This window comes from Bradyrhizobium sp. USDA 4369, from assembly GCF_054056435.1.
Window position 1 is genome coordinate 5353012 of sequence record NZ_JBSRYH010000001.1, and the last position, 23067, is coordinate 5376078.

General features: G+C 65.5%; 21 protein-coding genes. 12 read left to right on the forward strand and 9 right to left on the reverse strand.

The genetic code is table 11. The features are described from left to right. Positions 1-33 precede the first annotated feature (33 nt). A complete protein-coding gene (locus tag ACVIJ6_RS24255; RefSeq protein ID WP_456774758.1) occupies positions 34-615 on the forward strand; it encodes a 2OG-Fe(II) oxygenase in 582 nt (193 codons plus the stop codon). A 272-nt stretch (positions 616-887) separates the two neighbouring features. Further along, entirely contained in the window at positions 888-2231 is a 1344-nt protein-coding gene (locus ACVIJ6_RS24260) for an RtcB family protein (protein ID WP_456774759.1), read from the forward strand. A gap of 135 nt (positions 2232-2366) precedes the next feature. Here the strand turns inward: ACVIJ6_RS24260 and ACVIJ6_RS24265 are convergent, their stop codons facing one another. After that, positions 2367-2963, reverse strand: a complete 597-nt coding sequence (locus tag ACVIJ6_RS24265; RefSeq protein WP_456774760.1) for a cysteine hydrolase family protein — start codon at positions 2961-2963, stop codon at positions 2367-2369. A 124-nt stretch (positions 2964-3087) separates the two neighbouring features. Here ACVIJ6_RS24265 and ACVIJ6_RS24270 point away from each other — a divergent pair, with 124 nt between their 5' ends. Continuing rightward, complete coding sequence (locus tag ACVIJ6_RS24270) at positions 3088-3927, forward strand: LysR family transcriptional regulator (RefSeq protein ID WP_456777073.1); 840 nt, start codon at positions 3088-3090, stop codon at positions 3925-3927. A gap of 469 nt (positions 3928-4396) precedes the next feature. Here ACVIJ6_RS24270 and groL read toward each other — a convergent pair whose 3' ends face one another. Both groL and groES read right to left on the reverse strand, forming a co-directional pair. Then, on the reverse strand, positions 4397-6037 hold the full coding sequence (groL, locus tag ACVIJ6_RS24275; protein WP_456774761.1) for a chaperonin GroEL: 1641 nt from the start codon (positions 6035-6037) through the stop codon (positions 4397-4399). A gap of 163 nt (positions 6038-6200) precedes the next feature. Then, on the reverse strand, positions 6201-6515 hold the full coding sequence (gene groES / locus ACVIJ6_RS24280; protein ID WP_008966485.1) for a co-chaperone GroES: 315 nt from the start codon (positions 6513-6515) through the stop codon (positions 6201-6203). 379 nt (positions 6516-6894) lie between these two features. Here groES and ACVIJ6_RS24285 point away from each other — a divergent pair, with 379 nt between their 5' ends. From ACVIJ6_RS24285 to ACVIJ6_RS24300, 4 genes are all read left to right on the forward strand, one after another. Then, positions 6895-7179, forward strand: coding sequence for an usg protein (locus ACVIJ6_RS24285; protein WP_456774762.1), 285 nt, complete (start codon positions 6895-6897; stop codon positions 7177-7179). A gap of 198 nt (positions 7180-7377) precedes the next feature. Next, complete coding sequence (locus ACVIJ6_RS24290) at positions 7378-7953, forward strand: cupin domain-containing protein (protein WP_456774763.1); 576 nt, start codon at positions 7378-7380, stop codon at positions 7951-7953. Positions 7954-8205: 252 nt separating this feature from the next. Next, positions 8206-10182 (forward strand): acyltransferase family protein, encoded by a 1977-nt coding sequence (locus ACVIJ6_RS24295; RefSeq protein WP_456774764.1) that lies wholly within the window; start codon positions 8206-8208, stop codon positions 10180-10182. 45 nt (positions 10183-10227) lie between these two features. Further along, positions 10228-11589: a rhomboid family intramembrane serine protease gene (locus ACVIJ6_RS24300; protein ID WP_456774765.1), complete on the forward strand. Its 1362-nt coding sequence runs from the start codon at positions 10228-10230 to the stop codon at positions 11587-11589. A 228-nt stretch (positions 11590-11817) separates the two neighbouring features. On the opposite strand, the gene ACVIJ6_RS24305 is transcribed toward ACVIJ6_RS24300, so the two are convergent. After that, entirely contained in the window at positions 11818-13068 is a 1251-nt protein-coding gene (locus ACVIJ6_RS24305; protein WP_456774766.1) for a NupC/NupG family nucleoside CNT transporter, read from the reverse strand. 119 nt (positions 13069-13187) lie between these two features. Here ACVIJ6_RS24305 and ACVIJ6_RS24310 point away from each other — a divergent pair, with 119 nt between their 5' ends. Both ACVIJ6_RS24310 and ACVIJ6_RS24315 read left to right on the forward strand, forming a co-directional pair. Further along, positions 13188-14414, forward strand: coding sequence for an MFS transporter (locus tag ACVIJ6_RS24310; RefSeq protein ID WP_456774767.1), 1227 nt, complete (start codon positions 13188-13190; stop codon positions 14412-14414). Positions 14415-14600: 186 nt separating this feature from the next. After that, complete coding sequence (locus ACVIJ6_RS24315) at positions 14601-15143, forward strand: REP-associated tyrosine transposase (RefSeq protein WP_456774768.1); 543 nt, start codon at positions 14601-14603, stop codon at positions 15141-15143. Positions 15144-15275: 132 nt separating this feature from the next. Here ACVIJ6_RS24315 and ACVIJ6_RS24320 read toward each other — a convergent pair whose 3' ends face one another. From ACVIJ6_RS24320 to ACVIJ6_RS24340, 5 genes are all read right to left on the reverse strand, one after another. Continuing rightward, complete coding sequence (locus tag ACVIJ6_RS24320) at positions 15276-16028, reverse strand: SDR family oxidoreductase (protein WP_456774769.1); 753 nt, start codon at positions 16026-16028, stop codon at positions 15276-15278. A 51-nt stretch (positions 16029-16079) separates the two neighbouring features. Continuing rightward, positions 16080-16838, reverse strand: a complete 759-nt coding sequence (locus ACVIJ6_RS24325; protein WP_012045227.1) for a proteasome-type protease — start codon at positions 16836-16838, stop codon at positions 16080-16082. A 238-nt stretch (positions 16839-17076) separates the two neighbouring features. Beyond that, entirely contained in the window at positions 17077-17925 is an 849-nt protein-coding gene (locus ACVIJ6_RS24330) for a transglutaminase family protein (RefSeq protein WP_456774770.1), read from the reverse strand. Between the two features lie 189 nt (positions 17926-18114). Continuing rightward, positions 18115-19059: an alpha-E domain-containing protein gene (locus tag ACVIJ6_RS24335; protein ID WP_012045225.1), complete on the reverse strand. Its 945-nt coding sequence runs from the start codon at positions 19057-19059 to the stop codon at positions 18115-18117. A gap of 296 nt (positions 19060-19355) precedes the next feature. Then, positions 19356-20774 carry a circularly permuted type 2 ATP-grasp protein gene (locus tag ACVIJ6_RS24340; RefSeq protein ID WP_456774771.1) on the reverse strand — a complete coding sequence of 473 codons (1419 nt, stop codon included), beginning with the start codon at positions 20772-20774 and terminating at the stop codon, positions 19356-19358. Between the two features lie 227 nt (positions 20775-21001). Here ACVIJ6_RS24340 and ACVIJ6_RS24345 point away from each other — a divergent pair, with 227 nt between their 5' ends. The 3 genes from ACVIJ6_RS24345 (at position 21002) to ACVIJ6_RS24355 (ending at position 23035) form a co-directional block, all read left to right on the forward strand. After that, positions 21002-21739 (forward strand): competence/damage-inducible protein A, encoded by a 738-nt coding sequence (locus ACVIJ6_RS24345; RefSeq protein WP_012045223.1) that lies wholly within the window; start codon positions 21002-21004, stop codon positions 21737-21739. 37 nt (positions 21740-21776) lie between these two features. After that, positions 21777-22298: a xanthine phosphoribosyltransferase gene (gene gpt, locus ACVIJ6_RS24350; protein ID WP_012045222.1), complete on the forward strand. Its 522-nt coding sequence runs from the start codon at positions 21777-21779 to the stop codon at positions 22296-22298. Positions 22299-22417: 119 nt separating this feature from the next. Continuing rightward, a complete protein-coding gene (locus tag ACVIJ6_RS24355) occupies positions 22418-23035 on the forward strand; it encodes a hypothetical protein (RefSeq protein ID WP_456774772.1) in 618 nt (205 codons plus the stop codon). Positions 23036-23067: the final 32 nt, after the last annotated feature.

A 23067-nucleotide genomic window follows, 5' to 3' on the forward strand; every position in this document is an offset into this window, starting at 1 on the left:
GGGCGGCCTCTCGCCGCCAACGGAGGAGAGATCATGACCGAGATGACCTGGAGAGCCGACAACATCGAGACGATTGCGAATTTCCTCTCGGCCGCAGAGTGCGACGACTATGTGAGCTGGGGCGAGGCCATCGGCTTCAAGGACGCGCCGATCTCGACCACGATGGGCATGGTCATGGCGAAGGACGTGCGCAACAACGAGCGGGTCATGGTCGACGATCGCGAGCGCGCGCAGGCGCTCTACCAGCGGCTCGCGGGCCATCTCGCACCGTCCTTCCAGCATCGCTGGCAGCCCGTCGGGCTGAACGAGCGGCTGCGGATCTATCGCTACGATGTCGGACAGAAGTTCGACTGGCACCGCGATGGCCATTTCGCGCGCGACAATGGCGAGCGCAGTCAGTTCACCTTCCTGATCTATCTCAATGATGATTTCGAAGGCGGCGCGACGTCGTTCTGCGACGATACGGGCCAGATGCCGGACGGCCCGCTGCGGGTGACCCCGCAGAAGGGGATGGCGCTGCTGTTCCATCACCCCATCATGCATCGTGGTGATCGGGTGACGAAGGGCCGCAAATACGTGCTGCGGACCGACGTGATGTATCGGCGCTCGACGTGAGGGGCGTGCGTTCTCCTCGTCATTCCGGGGCAGCCGCGTCGCGGCTGAGCCCGGAATCCATAACCACGAGCGAGACTTGGTTGAAGGCAAGGGCCACGGACATCTCGCACCACGGATCGGCTGGTGGTTATGGATTCCGGGCTCGCGCTGCGCGCGCCCCGGAATGACGGCGGGGAGGGAGCGCGGTCGAACGCTTGAACAGGCTCGCGCTGGAATGAACGCACTCACCGCCCGCTGCAACAAACTCATCTGACCTGAACACGAGACCCGCCATGATCGACGGAAACATTTTGATTGCCTGGGGCTTCAAGCCCGGCCGCTGGTTCAAGGACGGGCTGGCGACAGCGAATGCGATGCGCGCTGGTGGCGCCGATGACGACGCGATCTTCGCCGCGCTGCAGGCGTTACAGCCGGCCGAGGCGCTGATGCGCACCAACGGCGTGCCGTTCGCGATGCTGATCGAGGCCGAGAACGAACTGGAGCGTGCCAACGTCGCGGCGGTGGCGCAGCACATGGATGTCCTGATGCGGGTGCCGACCATCGTGGCTGGCGCGGTGATGCCGGACGCCTGCCCGTCCGGGACGGCGCTCGGCAGCATTCCCGTCGGCGGCGTCGTCGCCTGCGAGGACGCGATTCATCCGGGCTTCCACTCCTCGGACATCTGCTGCTCGGTTGCAGTGACCGTGTTCGCCCGCAAGGACGATCCGAAGCGCATCCTCGACGCCGTTCACGCCGTGACCCATTTCGGCCCTGGCGGCCGTGATCGCATGCACATGCCGCCGGACGAGGTGATGAAAGGTTTCGAGGGCAATCCTTTTCTGAAGGGCCTGGAGCGCTTCGCCGTTGGTCACTTCGCAACCCAGGGCGACGGCAATCACTTTGCCTACGTGGGTCACCTGAAATCGTCCGGACAGCCGGCGCTGGTGACGCATCACGGCTCGCGCGGCTTCGGCGCGCAGCTCTACAAGCGCGGCATGGCGGCAGCGCGCAAGCACGCCGCGATCCATGCGCCGAAGGTCCCGGAGCACAGCGCCTGGATCAAGGCGTCGAGCGACGACGGCCGCGCCTATTGGGAGGCATTGCAGGTGGCGCGGCTCTGGACCAGGGCCAATCATCACGCGATCCACGATCTCGCCGCGGCAAAGCTCGGCAACGCCGTCGCCGACCGGTTCTGGAACGAGCACAATTTCGTTTTCCGGAAAAGCGATGGCCTGTACTACCACGGCAAGGGCGCAACGCCGAACTGGGCGGGCTTCTCGGCCGATGATGACGGTCGAACCATCGTGCCGCTCAACATGGCCGAGCCGGTGCTGATCCTCAAGCATCGCGACAACAAGGACGCGCTAGGCTTCGCGCCGCACGGCGCCGGCCGCAATCTCGGCCGCAAGGCATTTTTGCGCGCGCATCGCCCGGAGCTGCCCGAGGGCATCGACGCGCGCTTCTATTGCGGCAAGCCCGACCTCTCGGAACTGCCGCAGGCCTACAAGAACGCGGCTGCGGTGCGGGCGCAGATCGCCCGCTTCGGGCTCGGCGAGGTCGTCGATGAGGTGATCCCTTATGGCTCGATCATGGCCGGCGATTGGGAGGACGACGCGCCCTGGCGGAAGAAGCGCTGACTGCGGGCGCCGGTCGCCCATCGCCGTTGCGCGCGCCGCGATGTCGTCGTGTTCAGGCACAGGGGCGGCGAGACCGACTGCATCAAGCGTATCGTCGGTGGCTGGTGAAGTAGGTGTCGGCCTCTGCCGGCAGCGCTACGCCAGAGCCGTGCTGTCGCGGGCGATGATGGCAAAGCGGTCGGAGAGCTCGGCCAGCGCGACGTCGTGCACCAGGGCGGCCGCAAGTACGCCGCCGCGGCCGTCGGGTAGATCCCGCGTCGCGCAGCTGTCGGCGTCGATGGTGACGCGGTAGCCGAGATCGAGCGCGGCGCGCGCGGTCGACGACACGCAGATATGCGTCATGAAGCCGGCGAGCACCAGGTTCTTGCGGCCCGAGGCGGACAGCCGGGCCGACAGGTCGGTGCCGGCAAACGCATTCGGCAGCGTCTTCTCGATGACCGGTTCGTCGGCGCGCGGCGCCAGCGCATCGACGATCGCGCCGCGCGGTGCGGTGCGGTCGAACAGGCCGCCCTCGCGGCCGCGATGGGCGATGTGAAACACCTGTGCGCCAGCGGACCTTGCGCGGGCCAGCAGCCGCGCCGCGCAGGCGATCGCAGGCTCGGCGCCGGGCAGGGCGATCGGCCCGTCGCGGTACTCGTTCTGGATATCGATCAGCACGAGGCTGGACTTGGCGAGGGACGGCAGGCGGAGGTCGGCGCCGGCAAGCTCGAGCAGGGTCTTGGGGGCGGTCATGGATATCGTCTCGGTGGAGCGGTGGGCATCATCCTAGGCCGAGCAGCGCCTGCAGCAACGCAGGATGCTGCAGCCAATGGCTGCGGATTTGCAGGCGGGCCGCACGGCGTGTTACGGCTCCCGGATGAACTGGGACGATCTGCGCATCATCGCGGCGGTGCGCGACGCCGGCAGCTATTCCGGCGCCGGCGCCCGGCTGCGCATCGACGAGACGACGGTCGGCCGGCGGCTGGCGCGGATCGAGACCGCGCTTGGCGTGCGCCTGTTCGAGGCCGCCGACGGCGCACGGCGCCCGACCGCGGCCTGCGCGACGGTGCTGGCGCATGTCGATGCGATGGCCGGCCATGCCGCGGCGATCGCGCGGAGTGCGGCGGATCAGTCGGGACCGAGCGGCCGGTTCCGGATTGCCACGACCGCAGCGGTCGCAGAGAACGTGCTGGCGCCGCGCCTGGCAGCGCTGCTTGCGGCTCATCCCGGTCTGCTGCTGCATCTTCTGACCGCCAGCCAGAATGTCAGCTTCTCGCGCTGGCAGGCGGATTTCGCGATCCGGCTGCGCAAGCCGGAGAAGGGCGATTTCACCATCACCCGGCTCGGCACCATCGCGCTCTTTCTGATCGAGCCTGCCGGCGCCGCGCCGAGCTTCGTCTGCGCCTATCCGGACGATCTTGACGGCATCCCGGAGCAGCAGGTCCTGAAGCAGCGCGGGCTGTTCGCTGCGGCCCGCTGCGTCACCGACAATGTGCGCGTGATGTCGGAGCTGCTGCGGAGCGGCCAGGCCGCGGCCGTGCTGCCCGAACATGCCTGCCGCGATCTGCTCGCCGATCAATCATTGCGCGTGACACAGCTGCCGCGCCGGCGCGATGTCTGGCTGCTGGTGCAGACCCATCTGAAGCGCGACGCAGCCGCGCGGATCGTGATCGGCTGGCTGCGCGAGTGTTTTGCGGCGTATCAGACGCGGGATTGAGTCCCGCGCAAGGTAGTCAGTGCTGTAGCCGGGATGAGCGGAGTCCTGCGCCCGCAGGGCGGAGGCCGCAGTGACATCCGGGTTCTCAGACAGAGCGCGTGAGACCCCGGATGCTATCGCCCTGCGCGCGTGCAGCGCACGCTGTCGCTCATCCCGGCTACGAGCAGCGCTGTCGCTGACGTCCTCCGCTCCTTCAGCTTGTCCCGTCATTGCGAGCGCAGCGAAGCAATCCAGAGTCCTTGCGTGGTTCTGGATTGCTTCGCTGCGCTCGCAATGACGATGGAGAGAGCGCGTCGTGTGTCGCCGAATGAGGGCGTCGACGAGCCATCATCCTCTCCTTTGCGCAGCGAAACCTCGGATCCTCGCCCATGATGTGTTACGTGGCGCATCGCAGTCAACGAGCCGGCGCCCAAACGAAAAGGGCGCAGCTTGCGCTGCGCCCTTCGTATTTCGCGAGAGTAGCCGGACCCTAGAAGTCCATGCCGCCCATGCCGCCGCCCGGAGGCATCGCGGGGCCGCCGGCGTTCTTCTTCGGCAGCTCGGCGACCATCGCCTCGGTGGTGATCAGCAGGCCGGCCACCGACGCTGCGTTCTGGATCGCCGCACGCACGACCTTGGTCGGGTCGATGATGCCCTTGGACACCATGTTCACGTACTCGCCGGTCTGGCTGTCGAAGCCGTAGGCGTACTGCTCCTTCTCGAGGATCTTGCCGACGATGACCGAGCCGTCCTCGCCTGCGTTGATCGCGATCTGGCGGGCCGGAGCGGAGAGCGCCTTGCGGACGATCTCGATGCCGGTCTTCTGGTCGTCGTTCTTGGTGCGCAGGCCCTTGAGCTGCTCGGAAGCACGGAGCAGGGCGACGCCGCCGCCCGGCAGGATACCTTCCTCGACAGCCGCGCGGGTCGCATGCATCGCGTCATCCACGCGATCCTTGCGCTCCTTGACCTCGACCTCGGTCGCGCCGCCGACGCGGATCACCGCGACGCCGCCGGCGAGCTTGGCCAGACGCTCCTGCAGCTTCTCACGGTCGTAGTCCGAGGTGGTCTCCTCGATCTGCGCCTTGATCTGCTGCACGCGCGCCTCGATGTCGGCCTTCTTGCCGGCGCCGTTGACGATCGTGGTGTTCTCCTTGTCGATCATCACCTTCTTGGCGCGGCCGAGCATGGAGAGGTTGACGTTCTCGAGCTTGATGCCGAGGTCTTCCGAGATCGCCTGGCCACCGGTCAGGATCGCGATGTCCTGCAGCATGGCCTTGCGGCGATCGCCGAAGCCCGGAGCCTTGACGGCCGCGACCTTCAGGCCGCCACGCAGGCGGTTGACGACCAGGGTGGCGAGCGCCTCGCCCTCGACGTCCTCGGCGACGATGACCAGCGGCTTGCCGGTCTGCACCACGGCCTCGAGCAGCGGCAGCAGCTCGTTCAGCGACGACAGCTTCTTCTCGTTGATCAGGATGTAGGCGTCGTCCATCTCGACGCGCATCTTGTCGGCGTTGGTGACGAAGTAGGGCGAGATGTAGCCGCGGTCGAACTGCATGCCCTCGACGACGTCGAGCTCGGTCTCCAGCGACTTGGCTTCCTCGACGGTGATGACACCCTCGTTGCCGACCTTCTTCATCGCGTCGGCGAGGAACTTGCCGATCTCGGCGTCGCCGTTGGCGGAGATGGTGCCGACCTGGGCGATCTCGTCGTTCGACGTCACCTTCTTGGAGTTCTTGACGAGATCCGCCACGACGGCCTCGACCGCGAGGTCGATGCCGCGCTTCAGATCCATCGGGTTCATGCCGGCGGCAACCGCCTTGGCGCCTTCGCGCACGATGGCCTGGGCCAGCACGGTCGCGGTGGTGGTGCCGTCGCCGGCCGCATCAGCGGACTTCGAGGCGACTTCGCGCACCATCTGCGCGCCCATGTTCTCGAACTTGTCGTCGAGCTCGATCTCCTTGGCGACGGTGACGCCGTCCTTGGTGATGCGCGGAGCGCCGAACGACTTGTCGAGGACGACGTTGCGGCCCTTCGGACCGAGCGTGACCTTCACGGCATTGGCGAGGATGTCCACGCCGCGCAGCATGCGGTCGCGGGCTTCGACGCCGAACTTTACGTCTTTCGCTGACATATTGGGTTTCCCTGGGTTGAACGTTGCTCCTCGTCCTGAGGAGCCCGTCATGGTCGATTGAACCTTGGGCGGGCGTCTCGAAGGACGAGATGAGGAGGTGGTCGAGGCCTCATCCTTCGAGACGCCGGCTGCGCCGGCTCCTCAGGATGAGGGGCAACAGCGCTTAGGCGGCCTTCTTCTTCGACGCGGTGTCGGTGAGCACGCCCATGATGTCGCTTTCCTTCATGATGAGCAGCTCCTGGCCGTCGATCTTGACCTCGGTGCCCGACCACTTGCCGAACAGCACGCGATCACCGACCTGGACGTCGAGCGGGACCAGCTTGCCGCTCTCGTCGCGTGCGCCCGGGCCCACCGCGATCACTTCGCCCTGCGAGGGCTTTTCCTTGGCCGAGTCGGGGATGATGATGCCGCCAGCGGTCTTCTCTTCGGCGTCGATGCGCTTGACCACGACGCGGTCGTGAAGCGGACGGAAAGCCATACAGTCCTCCTAAGCTATTGAGGCGATTGTCAGTTTCTGGAATTTTGGCAGTCGCTGCCGGCGAGTGCCAGCACGCCGGCTGGATTTAGGGGAGAGTTGGGGGCCGGGCAAGGGTGTGTAGCAGAAAAATTAGCAGTCAACTGCGCGCTCTGCCAAAGTGTTCCGATAGCGTTAACAGAGCCGGAACAGATCGTGAAACCCCGTATTAGCACCCGGGCTAAGTCGCTGCTAATGCAGCATTTTTCAACATGCCGTTAAACATTTAAGCTTGAGATGGGTTGAGAACATGCGTCACATTTCGAAGCAGTGAGCGCATCTTTGCCGGGTGGCTCCATCCCGGTTGGCCACACGGACATGCGCTCCAGAAACGGAGGTTGGCATGGTGTCGAGGGTTGAGGTTTCCGAGGACTTTCGGAAACAGGTCTTGGGTTACGGGCTGACGACCGCGCAGATCCTGTATCGGATGCCGGACCATCGCTCGCTGCTGCAGACCTATGTCTGGCAGAACTACGACCTGTTTCCGAAATTCCCGGCGCTGCAGGACTTTCTGGCGTTCTGGCAGGAGAAGATCGAGGGCCCGCTGTACTCGGTGACGGTGGCGCATTCCAAGCTGATCAAGCCTGCCGAGCTGCGCGCCGTCGACGGCGTGTTCGTGCTGCATTGAGCTGACAGCCACACCACCGCTGTCATTCCGGGGCGCGCGCAGCGCGAGCCCGGAATCCATCGGGCCTCGAAACGTGCTGAAAAATGGATTCCGGGTTCGTGCTGCGCAAGCCCCGGAATGACGACCTCATATGGAGGCGCTGCTGAGCTTCTCCAATGTGTGCTAACCTTGCCTGGAGGACTCGCAGGGGAGAGCGCCATGGCCAAGAAGAGCCGCACCACCAAGTCAGCATCACGCGCCGCCGCGAAGGCCGCGCCGCGCAAGACCGCAAAGACCAAGCCGACCGCAAAAGCCGCAGCCAAAATGCCCGCCAAGCCGGGCCGGGCGGCGACGTCCGCGCGCAAGGCGCTCGCCAGCCAAAGCCGGCCAGCACCCGCAGCGCGGCGGCCGAAACAGAAGGTCGCGATCAGCCATTTCAACGAGGCGGACTTCAAGGCCGACGGCCTGCGCGCCTATGCGCATTACCGCGATCTCGGCATTGCGGCGGCCACCCATGGTCTGGCGCGGGCGCATGTCATCCGCATGCTGCCGCCGTGCAACCCGCAGGAGGTTTCGAAGCTGCACACCCATGCCGTCGACTTCCAGATGGTCTACGTGCTCAAGGGATGGGTGAAGAGTTATCTTGAAGGCGTTGGCGAGACGCTGATGAAGGAGGGCAGCTGCTGGACGCAGCCGCCGAAGATCCGGCACATGATCCTCGATTATTCCGACGACGTTGAGCTGCTGGAGGTCATCCTGCCGGCCGACTTCAAAACGGTCGAACTTACGACGTAAAGCCGACAGAAACGGATGGAAACAATTCACGCGCGATGGACGGCGGTCGCATCGCACGTGTGTTGACGTCCCGCTCGACCGGGCGGGATGGGCTCAGGGCAGATGCGCGCGCATGCCGCATTCGCCTGTGGGCTTGCCCAGGGCATGTCCATTCCGTTGCCGCCGCTTGTTTCCAGATTTCGTCAGGCTGCGATTTTCAGCTCGGCGTCGGGCCGGCCGGGGCCTGCCCGCGTCGCGGGCGCCAGCACGGGCTTGGGCCACCGTGAGGATATCGACTGGCTGCGCGCGATCGCGGTGCTCGCCGTGGTCGGCTTTCATTTCGAGGCGCCGGCGATCTTCGGCGGCTTCGTCGGCGTCGACATCTTCTTCGTCATTTCCGGCTATCTGATCACGGGGATCATCGCGGCCGAGATCGCAACCGGCCAATTCTCGTTCGCCCGCTTCTACGAGCGCCGCGCACGGCGGCTGCTGCCCGCGCTCTATGTGATGGTCGCCTGTGCTGCGATTCCGGCGTCGCACGACCTGCTCAGCTCCGAACGCGCGGAGTTCTTCGAGTCTGCCGCCGCCGTCGTCACCTTCACCTCGAACGTCTTCTTCTGGCTGCAGTCCGGCTATTTCGACCATGCGGCGGTCGAGAAGCCGCTGCTGCACACCTGGTCGCTCGCGGTCGAGGAGCAGTTCTATCTGGTGCTTCCCGTCGTCGTTTGGGGTGCACAGCTGCTGGCGCAGGGGCGCAGGCTGGTGCTGCCTGGGGTCCTGGCGCTGTTCGCCGCGGGGTCTTTTGCGCTCGGCTTGCTCTTGTTGCGCAACGGCGCCTTTGCGAGCGCTTTCTTTCTCAGCCCGCCGCGGGCGTGGGAATTCCTGCTCGGCAGCCTGCTGGCCGTGTCGCGCCTGCCTGCGCCACCGCCAGGCGGCCTGCAGCGCGCGGCGCGCGGGCTGTCGCTCATCCTGATGGCGATCCCGATTCTGGCGTTGCGTCCCGGGCCAGGCTCTCCCGGCCTCAACGCGCTCGCGCCCTGCCTCGGCGCGGTGCTGTTTCTGTGGAGCGGGACTGGCGTGGCCAACGTGCCGCGCCATCGGATGTCACCGCTCAAATGGGCGGCGTTCGTCGGCCGCATCTCTTACTCGCTGTATCTCTGGCACTGGCCGCTGTTTGCGTTTGCGCGCTTCGCCAAGCCGGGCCTCGCGCTCGACGGCTGGGAGCGGGCGGGCCTGTTCGCGCTGACAGTCGCCGTGGCCGCGCTGTCCTGGCGCTACGTCGAGCAGCCGTTCCGATCTCGTCAGATCGCAGCCACGCCGCGCGCCGCCTTCAGCCTTGCTATGCTGGCGAGCCTGCTGCTGCTGGCAGGCAGCGGCGTGGGGCTGTTGCGCGGCGGCGCCGTATCGGAGGCCGACCGCGCCGCGCAGCGCTTCGATGCCTATAACAGCTACGACATGAAGCCGGTCTATCGCTATGGCGCGTGCTTCACGACGTCGGATGGGCGGGTTGCCGAGGACTGCCTGCGTCCGGTCTCGGGCAAGACCAACATTCTGCTTTGGGGCGACAGCTTCGCTGCGCATTATTTTCACGGCCTCAGGGCTCACCTTGATCCGAAGACGGTCCATATCATGCAGGCGAGCCAGCCCACCTGCATGCCGACCTTCAGCGCCGAGACCCAGGGCGTCGGGGTGTGCCGGGCGTTCGCGGTTCAGATGGGAGAATACTTCGCCCAGGCACGACCTGACCTGGTCGTGATGTCGGCGGATTGGCTCGAGAATGCCCGGCCGCCGCGCTTCGCGGGCATGGTGCGGGACCTCCGGCGAACCATCGGGCGTCTGCGCGACGCCGGCATTCCGGTGGTTCTGTTCGGCCCCTCGCTGCAGTTCCGGGCGCGGCTGCCATCGATGCTGGCGCGCGCCACCTTGCGCGGCGTGACACCGGAGCCCGCGGCGTTCGTCCGCTCGGACATCTTCGCGCTGGACGCGGCGATGCAGGCGGCGTTGCCGCCGCGAGAGGGACTATCCTACGTGTCGATCCTGTCAGCCATCTGCGAGGACCGGCGCTGTCCGCTCACGGCCAGCAATGTCCCACTGTCCTTCGACCATGCGCATCTGACGGCCGAGGGCTCGGAGCATGTGATGGCTGCGGTGGCGCCACGCCTGTTGCCTGATACGACCGACTTCAGCTCACGTGAGCAGGCCCGCGAGCGCTCCGATCAGGCAGGTGGTGACGGAACCCGAGACGATTGAATTGGAAGGCGAAAACATCGTTGGCGCTGGCGCCATCGTGCTTGAGTGTCACGCATCGATCGCGACAAAACGCGATATCCGTGCAACCGGGCGGTTACCAATCGGATAATTTCAACCGCTGTCACAGGGCACGACACCAATTTTGCGAAAGTATTCCGCGCTAGGTCAATCCTGTCAGAATGCGGGGAAGCTTTCATGGCGACAAACACGTTTGGCCGACGCGGTGTCGTGGCATCGCCCCCAAGAGCCGCGTTTCAGCCCGTCGCCGCGCCGATTGCTCCAGCCGCCGTGACCGATCGCGATTCATCCGATGAGGAAACGCTTTTTCGCGGCAACAGGCTTCTGGCCGATATTCCCTTCGTCACCATCGGCCTGATTGTCTTTCTGCTCCTGATCTTCGCGCTGCAACGCCGTCTGGCGATCGACGTTGCGCCGGACGGTTCGCTCGATGTCCGCTCGCTGATTGCGTATGGCGCGTCCAGCTACGACTTGATCGTTGGACGGGGAGAGTGGTGGCGGATCGGCCTTGCGCCGCTTCTGCATGGCAGCGAGGGGCACCTGATCGGCAATTGCGTCGCGCTGTTCATCGTCGGCGTCAGGCTGGAGTCGCTGATCGGCCGGGGCTGGTTTTCGCTGATCTTTGTGGCCAGCGCGTTGGCCGGGACGGTGGGCTCGCTCTCGGGCAATGCTCCCGGCATCGTCAGCGTCGGCGCGTCCGGCGCCATCTCCGGGCTCATCGCCGCGCTGTTCGTCGCGAGCTTCGATCCCGAAGCGGACGCCGATCAGACGATGTCGAGACTGAAGACGTCGCTGTTCTTCGGCGTTCCAGCCTTGTTGCCGCTGGCCTTTGGCGCCTCCGGCAATGTCGACTATTTTGCCCATGCGGGTGGGGCGTTGGCCGGCGGCGCACTTGCCATCATGCCGTGGCTCGTCTTCTGGTCCTATGACAGCCTGCCGCGGCGCTGCAGCATGACCCTGCTCGCCGGATGCGTTGTCTGTCTGGTGTGCGCCGGCTTCGCCGCTGCGCATTATTCGTTCTATATGGCCGATGCCCAGAATTACATCCGCGCGTCGGAGCTGCCGGCGAATGGCAGCGAGATCACCAGGCGGTCTCTCGATCTCGTCACCCGCTATCCGAAGGACCCGCGGAGTCATTTGTTCCGTGCGATCTACTTCATGGACAAGGGCAGCTTCGCATCCGCCGAGACGGCAGCGCGCGCCGCGATATCGATCTCGGCGTCAGACGTGGCGGGCGGGCCGGTGCGCTCCGGGGCGTCGGCCCTGATGGCACTGGCACTGTACGCGCAGGGACGGGACAAGGAGGCGAAGGCTCTGGCAGCGGAGTCGTGCCGTGCCCAGCTCGGCGACATGCGTCAGATCCTGAAGAAAACCAAGCTGTGCGCTTGACCGGACGGTGGAGCTTTCGAGCATGATCCGCAAAGGTGGGAGCCGGCTTTCCGAAACGATCATGCTCCAACAAAGAGATAAGATGTGGATGCGTTTTCGTGGAAACGCATGGTGATCCGGAGCAGCCTTGTTTGTCGCAGATGCCTCTCTGAATTGCGCCCGCTGTCGCTCGTCCGTCCCTGACGGACACGCGGCCGCGCATGCCATCGCGGGCGAAGAGGTGCGTTGCTACGTCAACACCCCCACGATCGCCCCCATCAAGCATGTCGTCAGCGTGCCTGAGACGATCGATTTCAGGCCGAGCGCGTTGATTTCGTCGCGGCGCGTCGGCGCCATGGTGCCGAGGCCGCCGATCATGATGCCGAGGCTGGCGAAGTTGGCGAAGCCGCACATCGCATAGAGCATGATCAGCCGCGCGCGGGGATCGAGCACGGCGGTGTCGAGCCTGGACAGCTCGACATAGGCGATCAGCTCGTTGAGCACCGTCTTGGTGCCCATCAGGCTCCCGGCCGTGACCGCCTGCGGCCACGGCAGGCCCATCAGCCAGCACACCGGCGCCATCGCCAGGCCGAGCAGCCGCTGCAGTGAGATGGCGGCGCCGCCGATCGCGGGCAAGAGCGACAGGATGGCGTTGGCGAGATGCACCAGCGCCACCAGCACCAGCAGCAGCGCGATGATGTTCATCAGCAGCTCGAGCCCGGCGCTGGTGCCCTTGACGATGGCGTCCATGGTCGAGGAGGCCAGCATGTCGGGATCGCCGAGCGCGCCCCCGGTCAGCTGCTTCGAGGTTTCCGGCACCATGATCAGGCTGATCAGGATCGAGGCCGGCGCGCCGAGCACCGAGGCGATGACGAAATGCGCGGCTGCGTCCGGAATGAGCGGAGCAAGCAAGGTCGCATAGAGGACCAGCACAGTGCCGGCGATGCCGGCCATGCCGCCGGTCATGACCAGAAATAACTCGCTGCGCGTCATCTGCGCCAGATAGGGGCGGATGAACAGCGGCGCCTCGACCATGCCGAGAAAGACGTTCGCGGCCGTGGAGAGGCCGACGGCGCCGCCGACGCCGAGCGTCCGCTCCAGCAGCCAGGCCATGCCGCGCACCAGCGGCGGCAGCACCCGCCAGTAGAACAGCAGGGTGGTCAGCACGCTCATCACCAGCACGATCGGCAGCGCCTGGAAGGCGAGGACGAAATCGGCGCCGGGCGCTTTCAGATCGAACGGCAGGGCGCCACCGCCGACATAGCCGAACACGAAGGAGGTGCCGGCGCGCGAGGCCTGCGAGATCGCGCCGACCGCGTCGTTGATGGCGCCGAAGGCGCGGGCGACGGCGGGGACCTTGAGCAGCACGACCGCGGTGAGGAGCGTCACCACCAGTCCCAACGCGGCCTGCCTCAGCGACACCGCGCGCCGGTTCTCTCCGAGCGCCCAGGCGATCGCGAGCAGCGCGACGATTCCGAACGCCGATTGCAGCTGAAGCATCAAATCCCCCAAACCAACCGGTGGATTATGAGCGCAGGGAACCGCCCCGCGCAACGCCATGCCGCTATGCGGGACTTGCGATTGACAAGCATCTGGGCCTGCGTCACGCAGGCCCCATCATGTCGACCACCGTCCCGATCGGCGCGCGCGATCTGTTGAAGCAAAGCGCGTTCCTGTTCTTCCTGTCGTCCCGCAGCCTGTCGCGCTTCGCGAGCCAGATCGCGGCGGTAGCGATCGGCTGGCAGATCTACGATCTGACGGGACGCGCCTTCGATCTCGGCATGGTCGGGCTGATCCAATTCCTGCCCACGGCATTGCTGGTTTTCGTCGCCGGCAGCGCCGCCGATCGTTTTCAGCGCAAGCGCGTGGTCCAGCTCTGCCAGCTCGCCGAGGCGCTCACCGCGCTTTATCTGTGCTGGGGCGCCTACGCCGGCCAGCTCGGCGAAATCCAGCTGTTCGCAGCCACCTTCGTGCTCGGCATCGCCGGGGCGTTCGAGAGCCCGGCGACGGCCGCGCTGCTGCCGCTGATCGCGCCGGAAGGCACCTTGCAGCGCGCGAGCGCGCTGTCGAGCGGGGCAGCGCAGCTGGCGACCATCGCCGGCCCTGCCATCGGTGGCTTCGCCTATGCGGTCGCGCCTGGACTGCCCTATGGCGTCATGATGCTGTTCTGGCTCGCCGGCATGGCGCTGACCGGCCTGATGCGGGTGCCGGCCGACGTGCCGGCCGAGCGCCTCGACGGCAGCAAGGACGACCTGTTCGCCGGCGTCCGCTTCATCCGGGCCAATCCGGCGATCCTGGGCACCATCTCGCTCGATTTGTTCGCGGTGCTGCTCGGCGGCGTCACGGCGCTGCTGCCGATCTATGCGCGGGACATTCTCGACACCGGGCCGTTCGGCCTCGGCGTGCTGCGCGCGGCGCCTGCCGTCGGCGCGCTGGCGATGACCGCCGTGCTGGCGCGCTATACGATCAGGCGGCGTGTCGGGCTGCGCATGTTCCAGGCCGTGATCGTGTTCGGTGCCGCCACGGTGGTGTTCGCCGTGTCGCATGTGATGTGGGTGTCGGTCCTTGCACTCGCCATTCTCGGCGCCGCCGACACGATCAGCGTCGTCATCCGCTTCTCTCTGGTGCAACTCGCCACGCCGAACGAGATGCGCGGCCGCGTCGGCGCGGTGAACTTCCTGTTCATCAACGCCTCCAACCAGCTCGGCCAGTTCGAGAGCGGCGTCACCGCCGCGCTGTTCGGCGCCATGCCCGCCGCCGTGCTCGGCGGCCTCGGCACCATCGCGATCGCGCTGCTCTGGATGAAGCTGTTTCCAACGCTGCGCAAGGTCGAGCGGCTGGAATAGGCGCATCTTTGTAGCCCGGATGAGCGCAGCGATATCCGGGTTCACATGTGCAATTCGTGAGGTCCCGGATGTCGCTGCGCTCATCCGGGCTACGCACTCGCATGTTGACATCCGCCCGGGCCAAGAACGAATACTGTTCGGCCGCCTCTGATCTCATCAAGTTAAGGTCGCCTCCCCGGGGCCACGATGGTTCGCTATCGACGTCATCGCATGTCGGGGGGCGCCTATTTTTTCACGGTCACGTTGGCTGATCGTCGCTCGTGCGCTCTCGTTGAACACATCCAACTGTTGAAAGATGCCTTTCGAACTGCGCGCGTAAAGCGACCGTTCGAGATTGATGCCATCGTGATTTTGCCCGAGCATTTGCATGTTGTGATGACGTTGCCGGCCGGAGATGCAGACTTTCCAGGCCGCTGGCGCATGATCAAAGGGGCCTTCAGCAGCGCCTTATTGAACGCCGGATTTGTTGTTCCGCGCCGACGCAATGGTGAACTCGCGCTGTGGCAGCGACGGTTCTGGGAGCATACCATCCGTGATGACGACGATTTCGAGCGGCACGTCGACTATGTTCATTTTAATCCGGTCAAGCACGGCCTAACGCGGCGGGTGCTCGACTGGCCACATTCGTCGTTTCATCACTATGTCCGCGACGGTGTATTGCCGGAGGATTGGGCCGGGGACGCGAAGGACGATGGAGCGGATTTTGGTGAACCGATCTCGATGCCGTAGCCCGGATGAGCGCAGCGATATCCGGGTTCACACACGCAGTTCGTGTGTCCCCGGATATCGCGGACGCCTCCGCCCCTCGGGCGGAGCTATCCACTCATCCGGGCTACAAGACTCACGCCATCTACGAGACAGTCAGCCCCGGCCGACGAACGGCATCTTGGTGGCCATCACCGTGATGAACAGAACGTTGGCGCTGAGCGGCAGGCCGGCCATGTAGGCGACGGCATCGGCGACGGCCTTCACGTCCATGCGCGGCTCCGGCATCATGCGGCCGTCCGGCTGCATCACGCCGCCGACCATGCGTTCGGTCATCGGCGTCTCGGCATTGCCGATGTCGATCTGGCCGACCGCGATGTCATAGGCGCGGCCATCGAGATTCGACGCTTTCGTCAGGCCGGTGATGGCGTGCTTGGTCGAGGTGTAGGGCGAGGAGAACGGCCGCGGCGCATGCGCCGAGATCGAGCCGTTGTTGATGATGCGGCCGCCGCGCGGCGTCTGGTCCTTCATGATGCGGAAGGCGTGCTGCGTGCACAGGAACGGCGCGGTGAGGTTGGTGGCGACCACCGACTGCCACTGTTCCATCGTGAGGTCCTCGAACGGCACCGGCGGCGCGCCCATGCCGGCATTGTTGAACAGCACGTCGAGCCGGCCATAGGTCGACTTCACGGTGTCGAACAGCGCCGCGATCGAGGCGGGGTCCATCATGTCGGCTGGTACGGGCAGGCTCATGCCGGCCGGGCCGAGCTTGGCGGTCTCCTCCAGCATCTCCTTGCGGCGGCCGGCGAGCACCACGGTGAAGCCGGAATTCATCAGCGCCAGCGATGCGGCGCGGCCGACACCGGTGCCTGCGCCCGTCACCAGCGCGATCTTCTTTGCCTCAGCCATGTGTCCTCACCTTCAGTTTTCACGTTTTGCAGTTTTGAGCGTTGTGCCGCGTCAATGTTTCACTTCGCTCTGAGTCTTATAGGGCGGCCGCGGAATGTTGTTATGTGCAGCGCGCAGGGCCGCCGACCAGCGCGAGCGGAGATCGTGGAAATAGGGCTCACCGGCCTCGATGCGATGGTTGAGGTCGGCCTCGCAGGCGTCGGCGCGCACCACAAGCACGTCGATCGGCAGGCCGACGCCGAGATTGGAGCGCATCGTCGAATCCATCGAGATCAGACCGGTCTTCAGAGCCTCGTAGAGCTCGACATCGTAATGCATAGCGCGGTCAAGCACGGGCTTGCCGTATTTGTGCTCGCCGATCTGTAAATACGGCGTGTCAGTGGTGCATTCGATGAAATTGCCGGCGGTGTAGACCATGAACAGCCGCATCCGCGAGCCCTTGATCTGGCCGCCGAATAGGAAGGAGACATCGAACGAGATGTCCTCGGCCTTGAGGGCCGGGCCCTCGGTCGCGTGCACCATGCGGATCGCCTTGCCAATGCGCTGCGCGGCCTGGAACATGGTCGGCGCGTTCATCAGCGTCTCGACCTCGCCCGTTTCAGGATCTTCCATGCCTTCGGTCAGGGTCGACAGCACGGACTGGCTGATGGCGAGATTGCCGGCGCTGGCGACCGCCACGATGCGCTCGCCTGGATTGGAGAAGATGTGCAGCTTGCGGAAGGTCGAGACATTGTCGAGACCGGCATTGGTTCGGGTGTCCGCGATCATGACGAGCCCGTCACGCACCAGAATTCCGCAGCAATAGGTCATCGTCAGTCCCCCGAGCCAGAGCGCGAATTAGTAGCGAAATTCGGCCGCCCTTCCAACCCCGACGAGATTGATGTCGCCCAGGCGAGCGGCCGCTCCAAAAGAGGTCGTTATTCCGGGGCGGCGCGAAGCGACGAGCCCGGAATCCACTTTTCCGCACGTTCCGCCGCCCTATGGAGTCCGGACTCGCGCTAACGCGCGCCCCGGAATGACACCGATGGTGGAGTGCGCGTCCCGAATTTCAGGACTGCCGCTGCGACTGCGATTGTGACTGGCTGCCGCGGCCGACCTGCTCGACCTTCACCTTTACGGTCAGCGTCTCCGTCCCGCCGCCGTAACGGGTGCCGCGCACTGGCGCTGCGCCGAGATAATCCAGTCCGATCGCCACCCGAACATGGGCATCCGTCGTGCAGATGCAGTTCGCGGCGTCGAAACCGACCCAGCCGAGATTCGGCACATAGGCTTCGGCCCAGGCGTGGCCAGCTTCCTGATGCACTGCACCATCGGAGCGCAGGAAGTGGCCTGACACGAAGCGGGCCGGGATGCCCGCGGCGCGTGCGCTGGCAATGAAGATGTGGGCGTAATCCTGGCAGACGCCCCGCTTCAAGGCAAAAGCCTCGGCTGCCGAAGTGCCGCTGTGGGTCGGGTCTTCGTCGAAGGTCATGTGCTCATAGACCTGCGTCAACAGGGTGTGCAGGAAGCCGAGCACGTCGCTCTCGGATTCCGCGCGCAGGTCGCGCACCACGGCAGCCATGGCGGCATTGGCCGCCGTCAGCGGGGTTGTGCGCAGGAAGAAGCCGGGCGGAAACCGCTCATCCGCGCCTTTGAGCACACCGCCGGTGTCGTGCGTCTCGACCAGGCCTTCGGCGGTGATCGTGAGGTCCTGCAGTGCGCCATGGGTGATCACATGGGTCACGTTGCCGAATGCGTCCTCGTGCATATCGAGCCGGGAATCGGTCGACACATCGATCTGCCACTCCGCCACATATTGGCCGTCATGGCTGCCGGGCGTCATGCGGATGATCTGGATGGCGCCAGTCGCCGCCGGCTCATAGCGGTAGGTGGTGGAATGGGAGATACGCAGGCGCATGGCGGTCGACCGGTTTTCGTCAGTGTGCTGTCCGCGGTAGCTCGTTTCAACTCTCCCTGAAAGGGGGAGAAGGGCCCTCAAGCGGAGGGATTGGCGCCAAGCCTGGGGCCGTGGTCTTGCGGACACAGCTCGGCAGCACGCCTTTTCGTCTTTCTGGCGGCAGAGCCCAGGGCTCGGCCGCACAGCGGCTCAGATCAGATACTGCTTGGTGATGATCTCCCCCAGCCGCGAATTGTCGCCGATGAACTCCTGGATGAACTCGTGGACGCCGCGCTGGAAGATGTCGTCCATGTTGGAATGCTCCAGCCGGTTGCGGACGCCGCGGGCATGGCGCTGTGCCGCCCCCTGGCGGCCATAGGCGACGCCGATCTGGTCGAGGTTGCGCACGAGGTTGCCGTAGCAGCTGGCGAGCGAGCGCGGCAGCGTGTCGTTGAGGATCAGGAGGTCCGCGATCAGCCAGGGTTTCAGCGTCTCGCGATACACCCAATGATAGGCGGTGAGCGCCGAGACCGAGCGCAGGATCGAGGTCCACTGGTAATAGTCCAGCGGGCCGCCGACATGCTCCTCCTCGGGCAGCAACACGTGATATTTCACGTCGAGAATGCGCGCGGTGTTGTCGGCGCGCTCCAGATGCAGGCCGAGCCGCGAGAACCAATAGGCGTCGTTGCGCAGCATGGTGCGGTAGGCCGAGCCGTCGAAGCGCAGCGAGGTCTCCTGCACGAAGCGCAGGAAGCGCGCCAGCTCCTCGCGCGTCTTGGTGCCCTTGCTCCACACCTCCTGCAGCTCGATCCAGGAGCCGTTGAGGGTGTCCCACATCTCGGAGGTGAGCGCGGTGCGCACCGAGCGGGCATTGAGGCGCGCAGCCTCGATGCAGTTCTTGATCGAGGACGGGTTGGACTGGTTGAAGGAGAGATATTCGATGACGTTCTGCTCGTTGGCCTCGGCATAGACCTCGTAGAAGCTGACATTGACGCCGGCGGTCATCAGCGCCGATTCCCACTCATTGGTCTTGCCGATATAGGCCGCGGGAAGGGCGGTGACGCGCAAGGTGGCGTCGATGGTGCGGGCGAGATACTCGGCGCGCTCGACATAGCGGGCCAGCCAGTACAGGTTTTCGGCGGTGCGCGAGAGCATGGGCAATCTACAAGGTGCGGAGTGAAGCTGCCCCGGCGACGGGGAAGGCAGGCGCGGATCCGGGGAATCGTGGGGTCGAGCGTTTGCGACGAACGCGCCTGCGGCCGTCCTTCGCGACGCACGCCTGCGGCGTGCTCCTCGGGGCGATGGCTGCATGCGAGGCGAGACCCGAGGCCCTCATGGTGAGGAGCGCCGCTTGCGGCGCGTCCCGAACCATGAGGCCCTGATGCGTGTTCTCCGCCGCGGGCCGGAAGAGGTGAGAGCGAGCTGGCGGCTCGACGCGCGCAAACCGACACTCACTCATCCAGCACCCATGTGTCCTTGGTGCCGCCGCCCTGGCTGGAATTCACCACCAGCGATCCCTCCTTCAGCGCCACGCGGGTCAGGCCGCCGGGAACGATGGTGGTGCGGTCGCGTCCGGTCAGAACGAACGGGCGCAAATCGACATGCCGCGGCGCAAGTCCCGAGGTGACGCAGGTCGGGCAGGTGGACAATGCGAGCGTCGGCTGGGCGATGAAGCCCTCCGGCTCGCGCTTCAGCTTGTCGCGGAACGCCTCGATCGTGGCCTTGGTGGCGGCCGGTCCGATCAGCATGCCGTAGCCGCCGGAGCCGTGCACCTCCTTGACGACGAGCTCGCCGAGATGGTCGAGCACGTAGGACAGATCCTGCGGCTCGCGGCAGCGCCAAGTCTGGACGTTCTTCAGGATCGGCTCCTCGTCCAGGTAGAACTTCACGATATCCGGCATGTAGGAATAGATCGCCTTGTCGTCGGCGATGCCGGTGCCGACTGCATTGGCGAGCGTGACGTTGCCGGCGGCATAGGCCGACATCAGGCCGGGCACGCCCAGCGCCGAATCCGGCCGGAAGGTGAGGGGATCGAGGAAGTCGTCGTCGACGCGGCGATAGATCACGTCGACCCGCTTCAGGCCCTCCGTCGTCCGCATGAACACCTCCTCGTTCTTGACGATGAGGTCGCGGCCCTCGACCAGCTCGATGCCGAGCTTGTCGGCCAGGAACGAGTGCTCGTAATAGGCGGAATTATAGATGCCGGGCGTCATCAGCGCGACCGTCGGCTCGGCCGAGGCGCTGAGCGGCGCCACCGAGCGCAGCGCCGACAGCAATTCGTCCGGATAGCGCTCGACCGGCGCGACGCGGTGGCGCGCGAACAGATCCGGAAACAGCCGCATCATGATCTCGCGGTTTTCCAGCATGTAGGACACGCCCGAGGGCGTGCGCGCATTGTCTTCCAGAACGATGAAGTCGTTGGCGTCGACGCGGACGATATCGATGCCGGCGATGTGGACATAGACGTCGTGCGGCACGTCCTGGCCGTTCATCTCCGGACGGAACACCGGGTTCTGGAAGATCAGGTCGTCCGGCACGACATTGGCGCGCAGGATGTCGCGGCCGTGATAGATATCGCGCAGGAACATGTTCAGCGCCTTGACGCGCTGCTTTAGCCCCTTCTCCAGCAGCGCCCATTCCTTGCCGGAGAGGATTCGCGGGATGACGTCGAACGGGATCAGCCGCTCCTGCGCCTCCGCTTCGCCATAGACGGCGAAGGTGATGCCGATTCGGCGGAACAACAGCTCCGCTTCATGGCGGCGATATTCCAGCGCCTCCGGTGGCGTTTCCTTCAGCCACCGCGACAGCTCCTGATAGGCCTGACGGACGTCGCCGCCCGGCTCGTTCATTTCGTCGAACGCAACTGCCATAGATGCCCGTGTGTCCCAGCCTCGTCATACACTGCATGACTCTGCATGATGGTAGCAAGGGCCGGGCCAGCGCGATATGCATTCTCCTGCGGCATTTCGTGGGGCGCCGGGAGGTCTGCCTTAAAAACCGGCTGCATGATGCTCAAATCCGCGGCATAAGCTGCGACGTTACGGATGACATTGGCTTCGGCGCGGGCCAAAAGAGACGTCAGATGCGAGGAGAAACCATGAGCGAGATCGTCACCGCGGGGTTGCTGGTCATCGGCGACGAAATCCTGTCCGGCCGGACCAAGGACAAGAATATCGGCTTCATCGCCGAATACCTGACCAATCTCGGCATCGACCTGAAGGAGGTGCGGGTGGTCGCCGACGAGGAGCCGGAGATCATCGCGGCCCTCGATGCGCTGCGGCACCGCTACACCTATGTGTTCACCACCGGCGGCATCGGCCCGACCCATGACGACATCACCGCCGACGCGATCGCCAAGGCATTCGGCGTCGGCATCGACCATCATCCCGAGGTCGTGGCGCGGTTCCGTGAGCGATGGAGCGAGCAGGACCTCAACGAGGCAAGGCTGCGCATGGCGCGCATCCCCGATGGCGCCGAGCTGATCCAGAGCGCGACCATCCTGGCCCCGGGCTTCAAGCTCGGCAATGTCATCGTCATGGCCGGCGTGCCCTCGATCATGCAGGCGATGATGGACATCGTGGCGCCGAAGCTGAAATCGGGCGTGCGCATGCTGTCGGAGACCGTGCGCGCCAATGCCCGCGAGGGCGATATCGGCGGGCCCCTGCGCGAGATCGCCAAGGCGCATCCCGACACCATCATCGGCAGCTATCCTTTCATCGACGAGGACCAGAAGCCGAACACGCATCTGGTGGTGCGCTCGCGCGACCAGGACAAGCTGTCGGCGGCGATGGCGGCGGTGAAGGAGATGCTCGCCGGGCTCAACGTGACGCGCTAAGCAGAAGGCGGCTTCGAGAACAGACGGACGAGACGAGATGGCGGATAAGACGTTGACGGCAGAGGAGCGGGCGGGGCGTGCCTTCCCGGTGTCCTGGGACCAGTTCCACCGCGATTGCCGCGCGCTGACCTGGCGGCTGAACGATGCCGGCCCGTTCGCCGCGATCATCGCGATCACCCGCGGCGGGCTGGTGCCTGCGGCGATCGTCGCGCGCGAACTCGGCATCCGCGTGATCGACACGGTGGGCATCGCCAGCTACGACCACACCCGCCAGGGCGAGCTCAATATCCTGAAGGCGATCTCCGAGGATACGCTCAAGCTCGGCAGCGGCACCGGCAAGGGGCTGCTGATCGTCGACGACCTCGTCGACACCGGCAAGACCGCGCAGCTGGTGCGTGAGATGCTGCCTGACGCCCATTTTGCCACCGTCTACGCCAAGCCCAAGGGCCGGCCGCTGGTCGACACCTTCATCACCGAGGTCTCGCAGGACACCTGGATCTTCTTCCCCTGGGACACCGCGCTGTCCTTCGCGCCGCCGCTGCGCGACGGGGCGGCGTGAGAGAGGGCGAATGGCGAATAAGGAGTAGCGAATGGGAATCCGGGTGGGCGAGTCGTTCGCTATTCGCTACTCACCATTCGCGACTCCCCATTCGCTCCTCGCCAGCCGAAGGCATCGCGATGCCTCTGCAGAACCGCGTCACGCCGACAGGCGAGATTGTCGCCACCCCGCACCGCGGCTTGTTTACCGGCAATCGCGGCATCATCCATGATCCCGCGACGAGGACGTTGTTGCGGAAGCGCTGGTCGAGCCGAGCATGGCTGGTCTGCCTGTGCGACTTCCGCGGCCGCCGCCGCGAGGTGATGGCCACGCAGAGCTGGACCGAACTGTTCTTCCTCGACGAGGCCACAGCCCTGGCCGGCGGACATCGGCCATGCTTCTATTGCCGCCGCGACGACGCCAACCGGTTTCGTGCGGCATGGGAGGAGGGCAACGGCGTCAGCGGTGTGCGCGCTTCCGAGATCGATACCGTCCTGCATCGCGAGCGGCTCGACCATGGCCGAAAGCGACTGCATGCGCTGACGGTGCCGGCGGCGAATCTGCCAGACGGCACCATGGTGCAGGCCGGCGAGGCGTGTCTGCTGATCGTCGCGGGCCTCTACCGGCCCTGGTCCTTCTATGGCTACGGCGAACCTCGCGACGACGCTGCGGCCGCGCGCTTGCTGACGCCTCCGTCCACGCTGCGCGCCCTGCAGGCGGGCTATCGCCCCGTCCTCCACCCGAGCGCGAACGCGTAGCCCGGATGCGCGGAGGCCTGCGCCCGCAGGGC

Excerpts from the sequence above, each read along its gene's own strand:
- ACVIJ6_RS24255 (WP_456774758.1), top strand. The coding sequence starts at position 34 with ATGACCGAGATGACCTGGAGAGCCGACAACATCGAGACGATTGCGAAT.
- ACVIJ6_RS24260 (WP_456774759.1), top strand. The coding sequence starts at position 888 with ATGATCGACGGAAACATTTTGATTGCCTGGGGCTTCAAGCCCGGCCGC.
- ACVIJ6_RS24265 (WP_456774760.1), bottom strand. The coding sequence starts at position 2,963 with ATGACCGCCCCCAAGACCCTGCTCGAGCTTGCCGGCGCCGACCTCCGC.
- ACVIJ6_RS24270 (WP_456777073.1), top strand. The coding sequence starts at position 3,088 with ATGAACTGGGACGATCTGCGCATCATCGCGGCGGTGCGCGACGCCGGC.
- groL (WP_456774761.1), bottom strand. The coding sequence starts at position 6,037 with ATGTCAGCGAAAGACGTAAAGTTCGGCGTCGAAGCCCGCGACCGCATG.
- groES (WP_008966485.1), bottom strand. The coding sequence starts at position 6,515 with ATGGCTTTCCGTCCGCTTCACGACCGCGTCGTGGTCAAGCGCATCGAC.
- ACVIJ6_RS24285 (WP_456774762.1), top strand. The coding sequence starts at position 6,895 with ATGGTGTCGAGGGTTGAGGTTTCCGAGGACTTTCGGAAACAGGTCTTG.
- ACVIJ6_RS24290 (WP_456774763.1), top strand. The coding sequence starts at position 7,378 with ATGGCCAAGAAGAGCCGCACCACCAAGTCAGCATCACGCGCCGCCGCG.
- ACVIJ6_RS24305 (WP_456774766.1), bottom strand. The coding sequence starts at position 13,068 with ATGCTTCAGCTGCAATCGGCGTTCGGAATCGTCGCGCTGCTCGCGATC.
- ACVIJ6_RS24310 (WP_456774767.1), top strand. The coding sequence starts at position 13,188 with ATGTCGACCACCGTCCCGATCGGCGCGCGCGATCTGTTGAAGCAAAGC.
- ACVIJ6_RS24315 (WP_456774768.1), top strand. The coding sequence starts at position 14,601 with ATGGTTCGCTATCGACGTCATCGCATGTCGGGGGGCGCCTATTTTTTC.
- ACVIJ6_RS24320 (WP_456774769.1), bottom strand. The coding sequence starts at position 16,028 with ATGGCTGAGGCAAAGAAGATCGCGCTGGTGACGGGCGCAGGCACCGGT.
- ACVIJ6_RS24325 (WP_012045227.1), bottom strand. The coding sequence starts at position 16,838 with ATGACCTATTGCTGCGGAATTCTGGTGCGTGACGGGCTCGTCATGATC.
- ACVIJ6_RS24330 (WP_456774770.1), bottom strand. The coding sequence starts at position 17,925 with ATGCGCCTGCGTATCTCCCATTCCACCACCTACCGCTATGAGCCGGCG.
- ACVIJ6_RS24335 (WP_012045225.1), bottom strand. The coding sequence starts at position 19,059 with ATGCTCTCGCGCACCGCCGAAAACCTGTACTGGCTGGCCCGCTATGTC.
- ACVIJ6_RS24340 (WP_456774771.1), bottom strand. The coding sequence starts at position 20,774 with ATGGCAGTTGCGTTCGACGAAATGAACGAGCCGGGCGGCGACGTCCGT.
- ACVIJ6_RS24345 (WP_012045223.1), top strand. The coding sequence starts at position 21,002 with ATGAGCGAGATCGTCACCGCGGGGTTGCTGGTCATCGGCGACGAAATC.
- gpt (WP_012045222.1), top strand. The coding sequence starts at position 21,777 with ATGGCGGATAAGACGTTGACGGCAGAGGAGCGGGCGGGGCGTGCCTTC.
- ACVIJ6_RS24355 (WP_456774772.1), top strand. The coding sequence starts at position 22,418 with ATGCCTCTGCAGAACCGCGTCACGCCGACAGGCGAGATTGTCGCCACC.